Origin of the sequence: Proteus sp. G2618, assembly GCF_009915995.1 — a bacterium.
Classification (GTDB): Bacteria; Pseudomonadota; Gammaproteobacteria; order Enterobacterales; family Enterobacteriaceae; genus Proteus; species Proteus terrae.
Map to the genome: position 1 here is coordinate 201,631 of NZ_JAABNI010000005.1, position 16,484 is coordinate 218,114.

The following is a 16,484-nucleotide window of genomic DNA, read 5'->3' on the forward strand; positions in this document are numbered from 1 at the left end:
TTAGGCTGATTTAAAAAGATAAAAAAAGGCGAACAACATTTTGTTCGCCTTTTTTCTTTAGATAGGATCACACTTGATATAATTTACGTAAATAATGGGGCACAGCTTCATCGGCATTAGCTCCAATCACTTCCATATTGGGGAGAAGATCTTTTAATGCTTGATGGGCATTTTCCATAATGCAACCTTTACCCGCCATTTGTAGCATCTCTTTATCATTCATACCATCGCCAAATGCGATAGCATCTTTTGCAGAGTGTTGCATCAGTTCAGCCACTTTCTCTAGGGCCTCACCTTTAGATACACCCCCTGCCATCACCTCTAAGCAATTACGCAGTGAGAAACTTACATTGACCTTATCACCCCAGCGCTGATTAATTTCATTCTCTAGCTTCAGTAATAGTTCATGATCATCAGAGGTGAAGAAGACCTTACACACATTAGTAGTTGGAAATCCTGTTTTGCAATATAGCTCATAGCCAAAGTCTGACTCTCGAAAAAACTCACAAGCCCCTGGCATCTCTTTATTAACATACCAATAATCACCAGCATAAATATTAGTTTCAATTTCAGGGTGATCAAAAACCATAAGAGCCAAGTCATAAGCAATTTCAGGTTCAAGATCTTGGCTAAAAATAAGGTCACCATGCGTGTTATGCACTCGCGCACCATTAGAGGTTATCATATAAGCGTTAATGCCTAATCCATCGCGGATCTGTGCGACATCAACATGATGACGACCTGTTGCAAATACAAAATGCACACCTTTATTAATAAGTAGGTGCAGGGTTTCTTGCGTATAGGGAGTTAATACATGATTAGGTGATAACAGTGTGCCATCAAGATCTGAAGCGACTATCGAATACATACACATTCCTGATTAAAATAAATGCTTATCATAAAACTCACAGATTTCATTTAATGCTTGTGAGCGTAGCTTATCTATTTCGAACAAGATTTCATGATGCGCACCCTCAATCACCAGTGGCAGTTTTTGCTTTTCTTCTCTTGTTCTGGACTGACTATAACGTTCACAGAAAGCCCTTAGCTCTTGATTATCTACCACTTTATCAAGCTCTGCTTCGAGCACTAATAGAGGGGTATTAATCTCTCCCGCATGTTCAATTAACCAATCTCCCATTTTTAGACTTTCTCCCATCCAATGATAAGTAGGCCCGCCTAATCGTAGTTCTGGAAAATCAGCATAATAACGTAAATACCGACGATATCGCTCATGGCTATGTGTTAATACATTAAGGATAAATGGCAGTGGAAACCATTTACCTGTTGATACCGCGTAGTTATTTCTTTCAGATTGACTTTGTTCTGCTCGGTTAACTAAAAAATTAGCTACCCAGCGAGGTATGGGTAATTTAATACCAAACATCGGCGCACTTAATGCTGCTGCTTTAAAAACATGAGTTTGCTTTAGAAGATATCCCGCTAAGATAGCACCGCCCATTGAATGAGCTAACGCAAAATAATGTGGGTATTGAAAAGGCAACACTATCGTATCAACGAATGTCGAGAAATCATCGATATAATCACTGAATTTCTCTACATGCCCTTTTTGCGTATCTTCTAATAGTCTGTCAGAAAGCCCTTGTCCTCGATGGTCAAGAAGAAAAATATCATAGCCTGAGTGAAAGAAATCGAATGCAACTTCAGGGTACTTTACATAGCTTTCGCTACGGCCTGAAGCAATAACCAGTGCTTTATTATGCGATGGTGAGCGCCAATGAACATAGCGAATTTTTGCACCATCAACACCAACAAATTCACCTTCTTCGCGTTGCCCCCAAAAATCCAATAAGACGCCGTTCGTAAATGCAGAAAACTGCTTTTCACGCGATAACCACGAATATTTTAACAGAGTGGTTGTCATTGGCTCTCCTTATTGGCGTTATTCAAAGCCTTCAATATGGTCACGAATGAGTGTCATAAAAGCGGGTCCAAATCGTTCTAATTTTCGTTGTCCAACACCGTTTATTAATAACAGTTCATCTGGATAAACGGGGCACTGCTCTGCCATTTCAATCAATGTGACATCATTAAAGACGACAAATGGCGGAATGTTTTCTTCATCAGCAATAGATTTACGTAATTTACGTAGTTTCGCAAATAATTTTCTATCGTACTGTCTATGGGCATTTTTTGTTTGTTGATTACGGCTTTTTGTTGGGCTTAATAATCTTGGTACAGCTAATTGTAATGGTACTTCACCACGTAAGATTGGCCTTGCCATCTCTGTCAGTTGTAATGCTGAGCGATGAACAATATTTTGTGTCACCATACCTAGGTGAATAAGCTGACGAATAACACTCACCCAATGCTCATGACTTTGCGCTTTACCAATACCATAAACAGGTAATGTATCGTGTCCTGAATCTCGAATACGCTGATTATTCGCGCCTCTTAAAATTTCAACAATATAACCAATACCAAAGTGCTGACCAGTACGATAAATACAAGACAATGCCTTTTGCGCATCCACTAAACCATCATATTGCTTAGGAGGGTCAAGGCAAATATCACAGTTACCACAAGCATTTTGTCGATGTTCATCGAAGTAATTTAGTAACACTAAGCGTCGGCATGTTTGAGCTTCAGCAAATGCTCCCATTGCATTAAGCTTATGCATTTCAATGGCTTTTTGATCACTTTCTGGCTTTTCATCTAAACAACGACGCAACCACACCATATCGGCAGGATCGTAAAATAATACGGCTTCTGCAGGTAACCCATCTCGCCCTGCACGCCCTGTTTCTTGATAATAAGATTCAATATTTCGCGGAATATCAAAGTGAACTACAAATCGGACATTGGGCTTGTTTATCCCCATACCAAACGCGACAGTAGCTACCACAATTTGTAAGTCATCACGCTGAAAAGCTTCTTGTACTTTCGCACGTTGTGCAATTTCCATTCCGGCATGATAACCCGCGATGCTTAATCCTCGTTTACTCAGGCGTTCTGCTGTTTCTTCAACTTTATTGCGACTATTACAGTAAATAATGCCTGACTTTCCTTTCTGGCCACGAATAAATAACCAAAGCTGATCAAGTGGTTTGTATTTCTCTACTAAAGTGTAGCGGATATTCGGCCTATCGAAACTACTGATATGGATTAACGGATCACGCAACACTAGCTGATTAATAATATCGTAACGTGTTGTATTATCTGCCGTTGCCGTCAACGCAATAATGGGAACATCAGGAAGATATTGCCTTAATAACCCTATGCCGCGATATTCAGGACGAAAATCATGTCCCCATTGTGAAATACAGTGTGCTTCATCAACAGCGAGTAATACGGGTTTCCATTGCACTAATTGATGAAGAAAACTCTCCATCATCAAACGCTCAGGGGCAATATACAGCAGTTTTATTTCACCCTTTTGACAACGTATTTGAACATCAAACTGCTCTTCACGCGTTTGGGTTGAATTTAAATAAGTAGCTTCAATACCATGAAGGCAAAGTTGATCAACCTGATCTTTCATCAGTGAGATAAGTGGCGAAACAACCACAGTCAACCCATCGAGTAATAATGCGGGAATTTGATAACAAAGGGATTTACCACCCCCTGTCGGCATCACAACTAGGCAATCTCTCCCAGTTGTAATGGTATGGATGATTTCTTGCTGACCAGGACGAAATTGCTGATAACCAAAGGTTTCTCGCAAAATAGCCTGTGCTGATGGCATTGAATTAAGAACTTCTGCTGTGGACACACCGTTCCTCTGAAAAGCTGCTGATAAAAACTATGATGAGGAGTAAAAGAAAAGGCACCAATGTGAAGGTGCCATCATCATTTATAGCGCTATGCTAACCCAGAACGGGGAAAATTACAGCATATCATTAAGCATCACGCCAACACCGATTCGTGTTTGACGAAAGTTATAATCAATCATTGATTCGCCATAACCACTAAATACTTGGGTATAAAAGCGTACATGCTTAGTAATTGGGTAGCTCCAACCCAATTCAGCCGCCCCATAACCACTGTTCCAGTTATAACGTCCAGTCGCAGTGATCACACTTTCGCCTAATCGATAGCCTGCTTTTAATCGGTAATAACCCATATAACGATTAATCTCTGGATTATCATCACGTTGAGCACTTTCACTAAAGCGATACCAAGGCTTTAGATCAAGTTGTAAATTACCTTTTTGTACCATAAAACGTGCATAAGCACGGTTCCAACTACGAGATGTAGGATCAGAACGTCCATTCGATTCGTGGTTAAAACCTGTTTCTATTTCACGAAGTGTCCAACCTGCAAATTTATAGTCTGTTGCCCAACCTAGAAAAAGTTGCGGTTCATAGTTTGTCTCACGAAAAGGGGCTGATTCTTTTTTATTACTGAGTTGCCACCAAGAACGTTGAGTATAAGATGCCGCTAAAACAGAGTTTTCACCCGCAATACCTCGCCATAAAGGGAAGGCCAAACTAAGCTGAAATTTCACCTCATCTTTTTTAGCCTTATTGCTCCAATCATAACTTTGAATAGCCTCTTTATTCATATCAGAGGTATCAGTGTAAATAATATAATTGGATTCATAAGGATAAAGAACAAAAGGTGAATCGTATTCTTGTAATAAACCAGAAATGATACTGCCCTGAACAAGCGGTGCAGGAGATGATGATGCTTGTATTTCGGATGCAAATCCCCATGCTGGATAGAATAAAGTCACCGCAAGTAAAGAACGGATGTAACGCATAGTTAATTATCCTGTTTCATTATTGAATAATATAGAAGTTAGTGCTTACTTTAGAATTAGTTCTTATATATGTGCTTTATTACACTTTAGTGCCCATATTTTACACGTAATCGCCATTAAATCTCGTATATTTTTACACCATTATATTTATAGCACGAATGTGCAATTACGATTTTGTCATGTATCATTAACATAACATTAACTTAATGACGTGATATCAGGGGTTCTAAAAATGGAAAAACAGTTAACATTAGAAGAGGCTCAAACACTAATTGGTCATGTTTTTGTTTATAAGATGCCCTTTAATCAATTAATCGGCTTAGAACTAGTTCGCTTTGAACAAGACTACGCTGAAATTCAATTTCGGTATCAAGATAAACTTGTTGGCAATATTGCTCAACGTATCTTACATGGTGGGCTCATTGCTTCTGTACTTGATGTCAGTGCAGGACTAGTTTGTGTCGGTAACGCATTAACACGTTTGGCACCAATATCCCAAGAGCAACTCGAACAAAAACTCGCTAATATGGGCACAATCGACTTACGTGTTGATTATTTAAGACCAGGACGTGGAGAATGTTTTACAGCAAGTAGTCATATTTTACGCAGTGGCAATAAAGTGTCTGTTGCTCGTGTTGAATTACATAATGAAAAACAAGTTCATATTGCCAGTGGAACAGCAACCTATATTGTTGGTTAAGCCTTTGTTAAAAATCATTGCGCACGATGATGCTTGGATTAGTATTAATTACTTGTAAAAATACATGCCTAATGACACAGTAGATAATGTCATTGGGTATGATAACCCCGTCACACATTTCCTTTCCATCAATTCCAGAGATAGCATGAGCCAGAAAAACACGATGAAAGGCGTTTTATGTGCCTTAGGCGCCTATTTGATCTGGGGTATTGCCCCTGTCTATTTTAAAAGCATTCAAGAAGTGCCTGCAGAAGAGATCTTAACACACCGTATTTTATGGTCGTTCTTTTTTATGTTGATTTTAATGACGATTAGCCGTCATTGGCCTTATTTACGCCAATTAATACGCCAACCTAAAAAGATTCTTCTTTTAGCACTGACTGCCGTCATTATCGCAACTAACTGGCTTACCTATATATGGGCGGTTAACCACGGCTATATGCTAGAAGCCAGTCTTGGTTACTTTATTAACCCACTGGTTAACGTACTGTTTGGCATGCTTTTCTTAAGCGAGCGTTTCCGTCGTATGCAATGGGTAGCAGTAGGTTTAGCATTTACTGGTGTATTTATTCAACTCTGGCACTTTGGTTCAGTACCTGTGATTGGATTAAGCCTCGCCGTGACTTTTGGTCTTTATGGCTTACTGCGTAAAAAATTGGGTGTTGATGCACAAACAGGCATGCTGGTAGAAACATTATGGCTATTCCCTGTCGCATTAGTTTATATCTTATTTTTCACACATTCACCGACTAGCAATATGCTTGAAAATAGCTGGTCATTAAATACCTTGTTAATTGCCGCCGGTATTATTACTACTGTACCGTTATTGCTCTTTACAGAAGCAGCGCACCATCTGCGTTTATCAACCTTGGGCTTTTTCCAATACATTGGCCCAACCTTGATGTTTATTCTCGCGACAATGGTATATGGCGAACAAATTGATGCAGAACGATTAGTCACCTTTGGCTTTATTTGGGTTGCGCTGATCCTCTTTACACTTGATGCACTCTATACACAACGCCATTTAAGACGTAGTTAGCCTTCTAAAACTCGCTCTTCCGCTAAATTACTGATTTGTGTAAAAGCGGAAGAGAGTTTTTTCTTCTTATTCTTCTGTAATGAATGCGCACTCTTTGACATCTCCTCTACATAGCGATATGAACGTCTAAATAACGTTGATATTACGTTATTAATCAATTGAATATGATTAATAACGACACTGAAATAGAGATTGACACGAGGAACAAAATCACGCTGATGTCTCAATAACTTACAGTACAAATCTTCTTCAAATTCATTGATGGGTTTACTGGGATGATAAGTATCACAAAGGACTTCCTCAGTATTTTCGATCAACAATTCATTACTAGAAAAAGAGACAGGTAAAGTTCGCGAGCAAGGTGCGACAAAAGAGTAGGTATGAAAGAAGACACTAGAGAGCTTCATCAATTAATCCCATTAAGCAAGAATAGATAATGAGATTATTAAGTAACCAACTCGAACTTCCCTTAAAAAAACACCCCAACTTATCTACCAAATAAGTAAGGGTGTTTTTTTATATTGGGATAATGCTAACTCACTTCAAATCGAAGCTTATTCCAATCGAGCAAATGCGGCCACCAGCCATTTAATCCCTTCACCATTAAAAGCGATTTGTAATCGGCAATGTTCACCGCTACCTTCAATATTGATAATGGTGCCATCACCAAATTTAGGGTGCTTCACACGTTGTCCAAGTGAATAGCCACTGTCATTGCTGATAATTGGAGTGCCTAAACGGCTATGATTAACAGGACGTGAAACTGTCGCACGTAAACGGACTTCTTCGACACACTCTTTAGGTAACTCACCAATAAAACGAGAAGGCCGATGACTGACTTCTTTTCCATATAGACGGCGATTTTCAGCGTAAGTGAGTGTTAACTTTTTCATTGCTCGCGTGACACCGACATAAGCCAAGCGACGCTCTTCTTCCAAACGTCCACCTTCATCTAGCGACATTTGACTTGGGAACATTCCTTCTTCGACACCCACAATAAAGACTTGTGAAAATTCAAGCCCTTTAGCGGAGTGAAGTGTCATTAACTGTACGGCATCTTGATATGCATCGGCTTGGCTTTCCCCTGATTCTAATGCGGCGTGCGAAAGAAACGCTTGCAGGGGCATTAAATCTTCGTCTTCATCTTGATAGCTAAATTGGCGTGTCGCGGTGACTAACTCTTCTAAGTTTTCAATACGAGCTTGTGCTTTTTCACCTTTTTCTTGCTCATACATCGCTTTTAAACCTGAATCACGAATAATTCGGTCTGTTTGCACATGTAATGGCATATCTGCTGTTTCAGAGGCGAGTGTTTCAATCAGTTCTAAGAATCGTTGAATTGCAGCGGTTGCACGTCCTGCCAACATTTTATGTTCGATAACCTGTAATGCGCTTTCCCATAAGGTAATTTGGTTATCTCTCGCAACTTGGCGAACAATATCTAATGTTCTATCACCAATACCCCGTGTTGGTGTATTCACAACACGTTCAAAAGAAGCATCATCATGGCGATTAGCTGTTAATCGCATATAAGAGAGTGCATCTTTAATTTCTTGACGCTCGAAGAAACGCTGACCACCATAGATACGATATGGCATAGCGGCTTGTAATAACGCCTCTTCCATTATACGAGATTGAGCATTGCTACGATAAAGAATGGCACAGTCTGTTAACGCACCGCCTTCTTCTTGCCAGCGCTTAATTCGGCCGACAACATAACGCGCTTCATCTAAATCATTAAAAGCGCAATACAGCGAAATAGGCTCGCCTTCTGCACCTTCAGTCCACAAGTTTTTACCTAATCTGTCACTGTTATTGGCAATTAGCGCATTCGCGGCTTTTAAAATGTTGCTTGTAGAACGATAATTTTGCTCTAACCGGATAGTCTCTGCGCCAGGAAACTCATTTAAGAAGTTTTGAATATTTTCAACTTGCGCACCACGCCAGCCATAAATAGATTGATCGTCATCGCCAACAATCATCACTTTACCCGTTTGACCTGCCAGCATTCTTATCCATGCATATTGAATACGGTTAGTATCTTGGAATTCATCAACCAAGATATTGGTAAAGCGATTTTGGTAATGCTCTAAAATTTGAGGTTTATTAAGCCAAAGTTCATGAGCGCGTAATAAAAGCTCAGCAAAGTCCACCAGCCCTGCACGATCACAAGCTTCTTGATATGCCTGATATACTTTCAACCACGTTGTTTCAACAGGATTACCATAAGTTTGAATATGTTGTGGTCGCAAACCTTCATCTTTTTTACCGTTGATATACCACATACCTTGACGTGCAGGCCATTGTTTATCATCAAGATTCATTGATTTAACAATACGGCGAATAAGGCGATATTGATCATCACTGTCAATAATTTGGAAGTCTTGTGGCAAATTTGCATCAAGATAGTGTGCGCGTAATAAGCGATGAGCAAGGCTATGGAAAGTGCCAATCCACATACCGCCTTGACTTGTACCAATTAAGTCTTCAATACGATGGCGCATCTCTGCGGCGGCTTTATTGGTAAACGTCACAGCCATAATCGAAAAAGGAGAAGCTTGTTCAACAGATAATAACCAAGCGATACGATGTACCAATACCCGTGTTTTACCACTACCTGCACCAGCTAACACCAACATATTAATACGAGATGCGGCTACTGCTTCGCGCTGTTTATCATTAAGGCCTTCTAGCAGATATGAGACGTCCATAATTACCAATCATTTAGTGAAGAAAATACTGTGGATATATACAGAAATAGAGAGTAAGCAACAAACTAACAGGAATTCACGCGCTATGCAAAATAAAGCCTTTTTTAGCCGCATGTATCTGTACCATTCTTACCGAATATCACATTAAACGAGTTCTATCAGTTTGCTTAAATCTGTAATTTCAATATGTGGCATTACTCTGGTCTCACCTTCTTCAAACAAACTACGGTTATCAAGGTTAATCCAGCACGCTTGTAATCCACTATTAACGGCGCCCTCGACATCTGTTATAAGGTGATCACCCACATGTAGGATTTTCTCATGTGGAATATTTAACAGTGAAGCGGCTTTATCAAACATATCAGGATAAGGCTTAGAGCGACCATCAGGGCCGGCTTTTAAAATATGTAAAAAATACTGCCCTAGACCACAACTTAATGGGTTTGCATTACCATTTGTAATCGCAATTAATGGGATTCTCTGCGCCAACTCTGTAAGAACTTGGTGGGTATTTTTAGGTACATTAATACGACTACGCCAATAAGCAAAGTGCGCCATAATTTCATCAGCACCTTGTTGTGCTTTGGCTTCACTGTAGTTGTAATCTAACAGCATATTTCTCGCTGCAAGCCAACGCCACTGCGTAATATCATGAAAAATATCAGGATTGTTTTCTATAAGTGGCTTTTTATAGGCATTCACATCTTTTTCTGTGAAATGATTAAAACGCAGATCATATTGACGAATAAAATCCATCGTCTCTTTTTCAGTTCTGTCCATTACTGGCACATTGTCATACAGTGTGTCGTCTAAATCAAAAGTCATCGCAGCAATTGGCGTCAGAGTTCTGTAAAAGCGCATTATGATTTTTCTCTCTTAGCTCTCGGGTGAGCAGCATCATAGACTTTAGCTAAATGCTGAAAATCTAAGTGGGTATAGACTTGCGTGGTCGATAAATTAGCGTGCCCTAATAACTCTTGTACAGCACGTAAATCACCACTCGATTCCAATAAATGCGTAGCAAACGAGTGACGTAATTTATGAGGATTTACATGACTACTTAGTCCTTGTTTAATACCCCAAAGTTCAAACCGTTTTTGTACACTGCGCACAGATAAACGCTTACCGCTTTGGGTTGAGATAAAGACAGCTTTATCCTCAGGAGTATAGAGCTCTCGCATCGGAAACCAATTCTGTAACCACTCTATCGCTTTTCTTCCTAACGGTACTTTTCGTTCTTTACTTCCTTTACCTAAAACACGAACTTCACCTTCATTCATGTCGATATCGCTCATGTTTAAGTTAGTCAATTCTGATAGACGCAATCCTGCACCATACATCACTTCCAGCATGGTTCTATCTCTAACAGAAAGGGGATCTTTTAAGTCGATATTCATCAATTGGCTAACTTCATCGACATCCATATTTTTAGGAAGATGACGACCAGATTTAGGTGTGCGAATACCTTTTGCTGGATTAACCTCTAACATTCCCTGTGCCACTTGCCAATCAAGAAAGCTACGTAACGCCGAAAAGCGCAAAGCAAGGCTAGTCGGTTGTAACCCACTACGATGACTTTTCGCTAGTAACATTCGTACATGTTGGCTTTCAAGTGATATCCATTGTGTGATTTTCATCGCCATCATCATTTGCGCTAATGCAGTTAGTTGACGATGATAATTTTCTACGGTGACAGGACTTAATCGGCGTTCAACTTGAATATAACGCAGGAATTGTTCGATAGAGACAGAGAGTGTTTCTGGAATGTCTATTGGCTGGTTCATTGCCTTGCAACCCAACGAAGTAACAATTCCGGTAAAATATGGGCGAGCTTATCAAGCATCACTGTTCCCATCCCTTCCTGAAAGTGTTGATTATCTCGGCTATTAAAAATAATCACCCCCAAATCACCATAATGCCCTAGCAATGAGAGCGCAACAGAACCTGAGCGTCGTACATTAGGCATCAATAACATGATCTCTTGCCCGTTTAATGTACCTAAATAGTGATTATCATCGCCCATACGCTGAATGCGAAAATGTTCAAATGCTTGGCGAGATAATGGTAGATCTTGTGCATCTAAAGGTGGCTGTAATTGCCAGCGATCGGTAAATAGGCGTAATTGAACTGAATAAAGCCCTAATCCCTTAGCCCAAAGGTTTAAACGTTCTAGCATTTCGTGAAGAGAAGCACTGTTAGATAGTTCAGAAATTAATAACAAGAGTTGGCTAAACAGTGCTTCATTTTCAGAGGCTTGCTCTATCAACAAACGCATATCTTCTTCAAGATAATGGATACGGTTACGCTGGCGCGACATTATCCATTCGACTAAAGAAACGGTTCCTCTGACGGGATGAGGAACTTGCATTTGCTCAATATAACTTGCATTACGGATAAAAAAGCCAGGATGCTCCCTGAGGTAACGGATCACTTGTTGATCATTAAGTTCGTTTGTTTCAGGACAACAAAACTGCTCATTTTTATCCGTCATACAGATAGCCTCTCAAAAAATAATATTATAGCTGAATGATCCCATCATAAATATGCGTCGCAGGCCCAGTCATATAAAGAGAGTGCCCCTCTCCTTTCCATTCAATAAGCAACGATCCACCCGGTAAAGTCACTTTCACTCGTTTATCTAATAACCCTTGTGAAATACCAATTGCGACTGCTGCACAAGCCCCACTACCACAGGCTTTCGTTTCGCCAGCACCACGTTCAAACACCCGTAAATGAAGGTTACTTCTGTCTACGATTTGCATAAAACCAATATTAGCACGTTCAGGGAAACGTTCGTGTTGCTCTAACACAGGCCCTAACAACTCAACTTCTGCTGTTTTAATGTCTTCAACCTGAATAACACAATGAGGATTTCCCATTGAAACCACACCGCACAATACAGTGCGTTCCATTGCCCTGATAATATAGGTCTTTTCTGCCTTTTGTGCACGGAAAGGGACTTTTTGAGGTTCGAACTCAGGTTCGCCCATATTGACGCACACATCATCATTGTCCATAACATTCAAAGTCATTCTGCCAGACTGTGTACTGACTTTTATCTCTCTTTTGTTTGTAAGACCTTTTAATCTCACAAATCGAGCAAAGCAACGAGCACCATTACCACACTGTGCAACCTCGCTTCCATCTGCATTAAAAATACGATAATGGAAATCGAGTTCGGGATCATAAGGTGCTTCAACCACCAACAATTGATCAAACCCAACACCAGTATGGCGATTCGCTAATCGACATATTAATTCTGGTGAAAAATAAACATTTTGAGTCACAGCATCGACCACCATAAAGTCATTGCCAAGACCATGCATTTTTGAAAATTGCATCTTGCCCCTGCCTGAAACGAAGTTACCGTTTCTAAGATTGACTAATTGGTCTGAGTTGAGGCGCTCTCAACTTGCTGGGTTGGCTGGGATGACTGTGTCATTTTTGCCTGAGTATCTTCAGGAGGGAAATAAAGAGGGCCTTTCAAGCCACAACCAGAAAGAGAAATCAGTGTTATTATAGCAAGAGTGCAACGTAAATACGTTTTCATTCGAAATCTGCCTGTCATTTATTTGGTTAATATCCTCTATAATCGCAGTTAGATCTCGAAAAGCAAATAGGAAATGAAGATGAACGACAGTGAATTTCACCAATTAGCTGACGAACTCTTGTCAGAAATAGAACAAACTATTGATAATTATGAAGGTGACGCAGATATTGATTGTGAAATCAATGGCGGTGTAATGACATTAACCTTTGAAAATAATAGCAAAATTATTATTAATCGTCAGGAAGCGTTTCATCAAGTTTGGTTGGCGACACGCTCTGGTGGCTATCACTTTGATTGGAAAGATGAACAATGGATTTGTGATAGAAGTGGCGGTGAATTTTTAACCATGCTAGCACAAGCGATAACAGAACAAAGTGGGGAAGCGTTTTCTTTCTAAAAAACGCAGTTAGCCACAACAGTTAACTACAATAATGGGAGCTATCAAGGCTCCCATTTGTATTAACTGGCTTGTACTCAATTAAGAATGTTGCACCGCTTTATAATCTGTAAATCCGTGGGGAACAACATTCATCTCAGGTTGGGCTTCTTTGCTTCCCAGATCGGATAATTTACCAAAAGATCCACCAGCAAAAGGTAACACTTGTGTTAATCCTTCCACTTTCACAATTTGATAAAACTGTGGCAAGTTAAAATTAATAAAGCTTGAGCCATATGTGAATCGGTCATGAGATGAAGAGTAGAAACGGCTAACATCTTTTACTAACTCTTCTTTACTTCCCTCACAATGGGAATAAATTTCAACGCGATTTGCTTCATCTAAGATATAGATATTAAAGACATTATTATCTTCTGTGGTTTCAAAGAAAAATTGAATAATCCCTTCGCAAGCAAAACCATCAATCACCGCAGGTAAATAGCGAGCATCTTTATCTAATTTAACCGGCAATCCATGAAGTTTGTTATATGAAATTGCACCATAAAACTCGATCGCATTTTCTAATTTTTGTACCGACACATTGAGGCGTTCAAAGAACAATCCCCACGTTTGCCCAGCAATACGTAAAGCTTTAAAACGTCCTGGCTCCAAACGATTTGTTGATAACCGCAATTCAATACATTCCGAGACTAACTGCTGAACACGAGTACGAATTAAACCCCGCAAATGTTGGCTATAACAAAATACTTCAACAGAAGCAGGTGGAGCCGCATCTTGGTGCATTTTACCTAAAATCGTTTTTAGCGATTCCAACATAGATTGTGTACCACTGAAATGAAGGGTTCTGACCTCATTCCAAGAGTTACGATACAACAAATCAATACTACCAATAAGACACTGCTCTTTTTCACCGAAACTAAAGACATCGAGTTTTCTAAAATCAAAGTGAACCACTTGATCAGAAAAACTCTCTGTTGGGTCAGTTTCCAAATTAACAATAATCGCGAGGTGTCGAATTTCACAAGGGCTATACAGTGCTTTCGGTGTTGGTGCAGGTAAACGAATTGGGAAATGGCTCGACATATCCCTAACTAATTCATGCAGTTTTATTTCATCACAAGAGGATTCCCCTTGATGAATATAAACTCGAGACTCTTTAGTTAACAACCCATTAAAGTAAGACCATGCCACTAATTTATTTAAATAGCGGTTATATTCTAATGGTTGATGTCCAACGATATTTTCAAAATCAGGGGCACGATTATATAAATACCATCCGCTACGATTTGCTCGGCCTTGTGGTACATAAATAAAGGTTAAATGTGACTCTGACAAATCAGGTGATATCTGTGGATTAACCAGTGTAACTTTACCGGGTAATGCCTCAAATGCAGCGTAAAGTTTGCGAGTTAAGACACCAATATCTTGCGGGCTTGCACTAACACTTAAATTATTACGACGCGCAAAACGAATAAGATTTCGATAGCTTTGCATCATCGTATCTAATAATTCATTGTGTGCATCGCGCACTCGCTCGATTTTCCAACTATCACGCGTATCAAGTATGGTTAAGCGTTCATTATCCCATTGCCATTGAGTGACCAATTGCGATAAGACTTGTCGTCTCCAACCTTCTGGCTCATTTTGTGTTTTTTCGTTAGATAATTTTTCACACACTTTCAGGTAGAAGCAGCGACGGATAAGATCAAGGCGAGTTAAATCATTGATAGAAACCAAATAGCGAGTGACACGCTCAAGCATCATACAATAAGCATCTAAACCGTAGTTGACGATTTCGCCACGATGTAGATGTTGTTTCATTTCTAATGCCAGCAATTTCCCATTAGGATAGTCCGCTGAATAGGCTTCTAATAAAATACTTTTTAGTACCGCTTTATAAGGTGAATCGACACTTTTATAGAGTTGCCATAAACTTGCGCCAAAATACTCTTCAGCAGAAAGTTCACCTAAACCCCCTAGATCTAGCCATTCATTTGGCGTTAATACACCTTGGGCATAAAGGGAGTTAACATATTCGTCATAATGATTCTCTTCTTCAATAGGCACCATCGCCCATAGCAAGCGCTTACCTGCTAGACGTACCGCTGTACGATAAAACTCATCAAGTAAAAGAATATGTTGGGTAGAGCCACAATCTTCTCCACCTAAGCTACCGCTTGCATGATGACGAAATCTATTTTCATCAATTAAAAAAAACGTAACATCAATACCAAGTTCGCCAGCCCATTGTTCAATCAATTGGCATTTGCGTTGTAAAAGTGCACGTTCACCTTGATCCAGCCATGATTGATGGCAGACCCAAATATCAATATCGGAGCAGTGACTTTGACCAATAGAAGAAGTACTCCCCATTGAATAGATGCCAGTAATTGGCAACTCTCCATTGGCGTATCCATCCATCGGATTATCACATAATGCGTTAACCAGCTTATTCGCCCATTGACGTTGCATGTCATCAGGTTCAAAGAAACATGTACCGTGAGGAACATTTCCTTGTATGTAGCCGGGCAACTCAGGATGGTGGTAATGTAATAAAACAGGAATTAAACCATAGACCTGTTTAAAAACATCACACATCGATGCAAATGCTCGTTCCAGTCTGAGTTGATTAATCGCATCCAGCCGTTGCTTCAGTGTTTCAATATAAAGATACAAGAGTTTCGCCTGAACAATACTAAGAAGATAGTAGAATCTGAATTTATAAGTGACCAAGGTTGAGTTAGGTATATTAATAGATAAAACTTTACTAACAAAATCTCGGAAACGTGATCAATTTAACACCTTGAGCGCAAGGCGTAAAGAGGAACTCAAAATATAGCACCAAGATCTAAAAGTGATATTTAAGCGCTTAATCGTGTAAAGCTATTGAGTAAACACCTTTATAATCATAAAGATAAGCTATTTCACTTATAAAAAAAATGATAAAAAAAATCTCTCAATCCTCCCTTTACCCCACAAAAACCCCTGTTTACTTGAGGATGAAACTAAAAATAAATTTTGACAAAACATAAAAAATAGATAAAAAAACAAAAAATAGAAATAACTTATTGATAGTAATGGATTATTCCTATTTTTTGATTATTTTCTATATTTCCAATTAAAATAAGAATTCTATTTTTAATATTTAGATAATAATATTTAAAATAATATTTAATTTTTATTAATTATTTATTTAATTTAAGATTAAATTCTTTCCTTTATTTTAATTATTTCTCCTTCTTTTATTTAATAATAATTTTGTTAAAATTTATCGTATTTTTATATATTAAAAAATAATAAGGAAGATAAGCGAATTTAAAATAATGGTTGTTTTATCAATATGTTCAGATTAAATATGATATTT

At 39.1% G+C, this 16,484-nt stretch carries 15 protein-coding genes; 3 read left to right on the forward strand and 12 right to left on the reverse strand.

The annotated features are described in order from the left end of the window. Positions 1-67: 67 nt before the first annotated feature. The 4 genes from yigL to pldA form a co-directional block, all read right to left on the reverse strand. Positions 68-868 (reverse strand): sugar/pyridoxal phosphate phosphatase YigL, encoded by an 801-nt coding sequence (gene yigL, locus GWJ01_RS02180; RefSeq protein WP_109401990.1) that lies wholly within the window; start codon positions 866-868, stop codon positions 68-70. 12 nt (positions 869-880) lie between these two features. Continuing rightward, entirely contained in the window at positions 881-1,885 is a 1,005-nt protein-coding gene (gene pldB / locus GWJ01_RS02185; protein WP_109401991.1) for a lysophospholipase L2, read from the reverse strand. A gap of 18 nt (positions 1,886-1,903) precedes the next feature. After that, complete coding sequence (gene recQ, locus GWJ01_RS02190; protein ID WP_109394736.1) at positions 1,904-3,733, reverse strand: ATP-dependent DNA helicase RecQ; 1,830 nt, start codon at positions 3,731-3,733, stop codon at positions 1,904-1,906. Between the two features lie 114 nt (positions 3,734-3,847). After that, positions 3,848-4,723 (reverse strand): phospholipase A, encoded by an 876-nt coding sequence (gene pldA / locus GWJ01_RS02195; protein ID WP_109394738.1) that lies wholly within the window; start codon positions 4,721-4,723, stop codon positions 3,848-3,850. Positions 4,724-4,955: 232 nt separating this feature from the next. Between pldA and GWJ01_RS02200 the strand changes: the two genes are divergently transcribed. After that, complete coding sequence (locus tag GWJ01_RS02200; RefSeq protein ID WP_075672777.1) at positions 4,956-5,423, forward strand: thioesterase family protein; 468 nt, start codon at positions 4,956-4,958, stop codon at positions 5,421-5,423. A 145-nt stretch (positions 5,424-5,568) separates the two neighbouring features. After that, the gene (gene rarD, locus GWJ01_RS02205) at positions 5,569-6,462 is read left to right on the forward strand and encodes an EamA family transporter RarD (protein ID WP_098941385.1); all 894 of its coding nucleotides are present in this window, start codon (positions 5,569-5,571) and stop codon (positions 6,460-6,462) included. Here the strand turns inward: rarD and GWJ01_RS02210 are convergent. From GWJ01_RS02210 to lptM, 7 genes are all read right to left on the reverse strand, one after another. Then, on the reverse strand, positions 6,459-6,869 hold the full coding sequence (locus GWJ01_RS02210; RefSeq protein ID WP_109401992.1) for a hypothetical protein: 411 nt from the start codon (positions 6,867-6,869) through the stop codon (positions 6,459-6,461). The genes rarD and GWJ01_RS02210 overlap by 4 nt on opposite strands. A 147-nt stretch (positions 6,870-7,016) precedes the next feature. Beyond that, positions 7,017-9,173, reverse strand: a complete 2,157-nt coding sequence (gene uvrD / locus GWJ01_RS02215; RefSeq protein WP_109394742.1) for a DNA helicase II — start codon at positions 9,171-9,173, stop codon at positions 7,017-7,019. A gap of 144 nt (positions 9,174-9,317) precedes the next feature. Continuing rightward, a complete protein-coding gene (gene yigB / locus GWJ01_RS02220; protein WP_109394744.1) occupies positions 9,318-10,034 on the reverse strand; it encodes a 5-amino-6-(5-phospho-D-ribitylamino)uracil phosphatase YigB in 717 nt (238 codons plus the stop codon). Beyond that, positions 10,034-10,957, reverse strand: a complete 924-nt coding sequence (gene xerC, locus GWJ01_RS02225) for a tyrosine recombinase XerC (protein WP_109401993.1) — start codon at positions 10,955-10,957, stop codon at positions 10,034-10,036. The genes yigB and xerC overlap by 1 nt, the downstream gene beginning before the upstream one ends. Next, positions 10,954-11,664: a DUF484 domain-containing protein gene (locus GWJ01_RS02230; RefSeq protein ID WP_075674324.1), complete on the reverse strand. Its 711-nt coding sequence runs from the start codon at positions 11,662-11,664 to the stop codon at positions 10,954-10,956. The genes xerC and GWJ01_RS02230 overlap by 4 nt, the downstream gene beginning before the upstream one ends. Before the next feature lie 25 nt (positions 11,665-11,689). Continuing rightward, entirely contained in the window at positions 11,690-12,514 is an 825-nt protein-coding gene (dapF, locus tag GWJ01_RS02235; RefSeq protein WP_109394748.1) for a diaminopimelate epimerase, read from the reverse strand. Between the two features lie 41 nt (positions 12,515-12,555). Continuing rightward, a complete protein-coding gene (lptM, locus tag GWJ01_RS02240; RefSeq protein WP_071788576.1) occupies positions 12,556-12,723 on the reverse strand; it encodes an LPS translocon maturation chaperone LptM in 168 nt (55 codons plus the stop codon). A gap of 79 nt (positions 12,724-12,802) precedes the next feature. On the opposite strand from lptM, the gene cyaY reads away from it, so the two are divergent. Then, positions 12,803-13,120, forward strand: coding sequence for an iron donor protein CyaY (cyaY, locus tag GWJ01_RS02245; protein WP_088494024.1), 318 nt, complete (start codon positions 12,803-12,805; stop codon positions 13,118-13,120). A gap of 81 nt (positions 13,121-13,201) precedes the next feature. Here cyaY and GWJ01_RS02250 read toward each other — a convergent pair whose 3' ends face one another. Continuing rightward, positions 13,202-15,796: a class I adenylate cyclase gene (locus tag GWJ01_RS02250; RefSeq protein ID WP_161710638.1), complete on the reverse strand. Its 2,595-nt coding sequence runs from the start codon at positions 15,794-15,796 to the stop codon at positions 13,202-13,204. Between the last annotated feature and the right edge of the window lie 688 nt (positions 15,797-16,484).

Coding starts and splice junctions, on each gene's coding strand:
- GWJ01_RS02230 (WP_075674324.1), bottom strand. CDS start 11,664: ATGACGGATAAAAATGAGCAGTTTTGTTGTCCTGAAACAAACGAACTT.
- GWJ01_RS02210 (WP_109401992.1), bottom strand. CDS start 6,869: ATGAAGCTCTCTAGTGTCTTCTTTCATACCTACTCTTTTGTCGCACCT.
- GWJ01_RS02200 (WP_075672777.1), top strand. CDS start 4,956: ATGGAAAAACAGTTAACATTAGAAGAGGCTCAAACACTAATTGGTCAT.
- rarD (WP_098941385.1), top strand. CDS start 5,569: ATGAGCCAGAAAAACACGATGAAAGGCGTTTTATGTGCCTTAGGCGCC.
- pldA (WP_109394738.1), bottom strand. CDS start 4,723: ATGCGTTACATCCGTTCTTTACTTGCGGTGACTTTATTCTATCCAGCA.
- uvrD (WP_109394742.1), bottom strand. CDS start 9,173: ATGGACGTCTCATATCTGCTAGAAGGCCTTAATGATAAACAGCGCGAA.
- lptM (WP_071788576.1), bottom strand. CDS start 12,723: ATGAAAACGTATTTACGTTGCACTCTTGCTATAATAACACTGATTTCT.
- dapF (WP_109394748.1), bottom strand. CDS start 12,514: ATGCAATTTTCAAAAATGCATGGTCTTGGCAATGACTTTATGGTGGTC.
- xerC (WP_109401993.1), bottom strand. CDS start 10,957: ATGAACCAGCCAATAGACATTCCAGAAACACTCTCTGTCTCTATCGAA.
- cyaY (WP_088494024.1), top strand. CDS start 12,803: ATGAACGACAGTGAATTTCACCAATTAGCTGACGAACTCTTGTCAGAA.
- pldB (WP_109401991.1), bottom strand. CDS start 1,885: ATGACAACCACTCTGTTAAAATATTCGTGGTTATCGCGTGAAAAGCAG.
- yigB (WP_109394744.1), bottom strand. CDS start 10,034: ATGCGCTTTTACAGAACTCTGACGCCAATTGCTGCGATGACTTTTGAT.
- yigL (WP_109401990.1), bottom strand. CDS start 868: ATGTATTCGATAGTCGCTTCAGATCTTGATGGCACACTGTTATCACCT.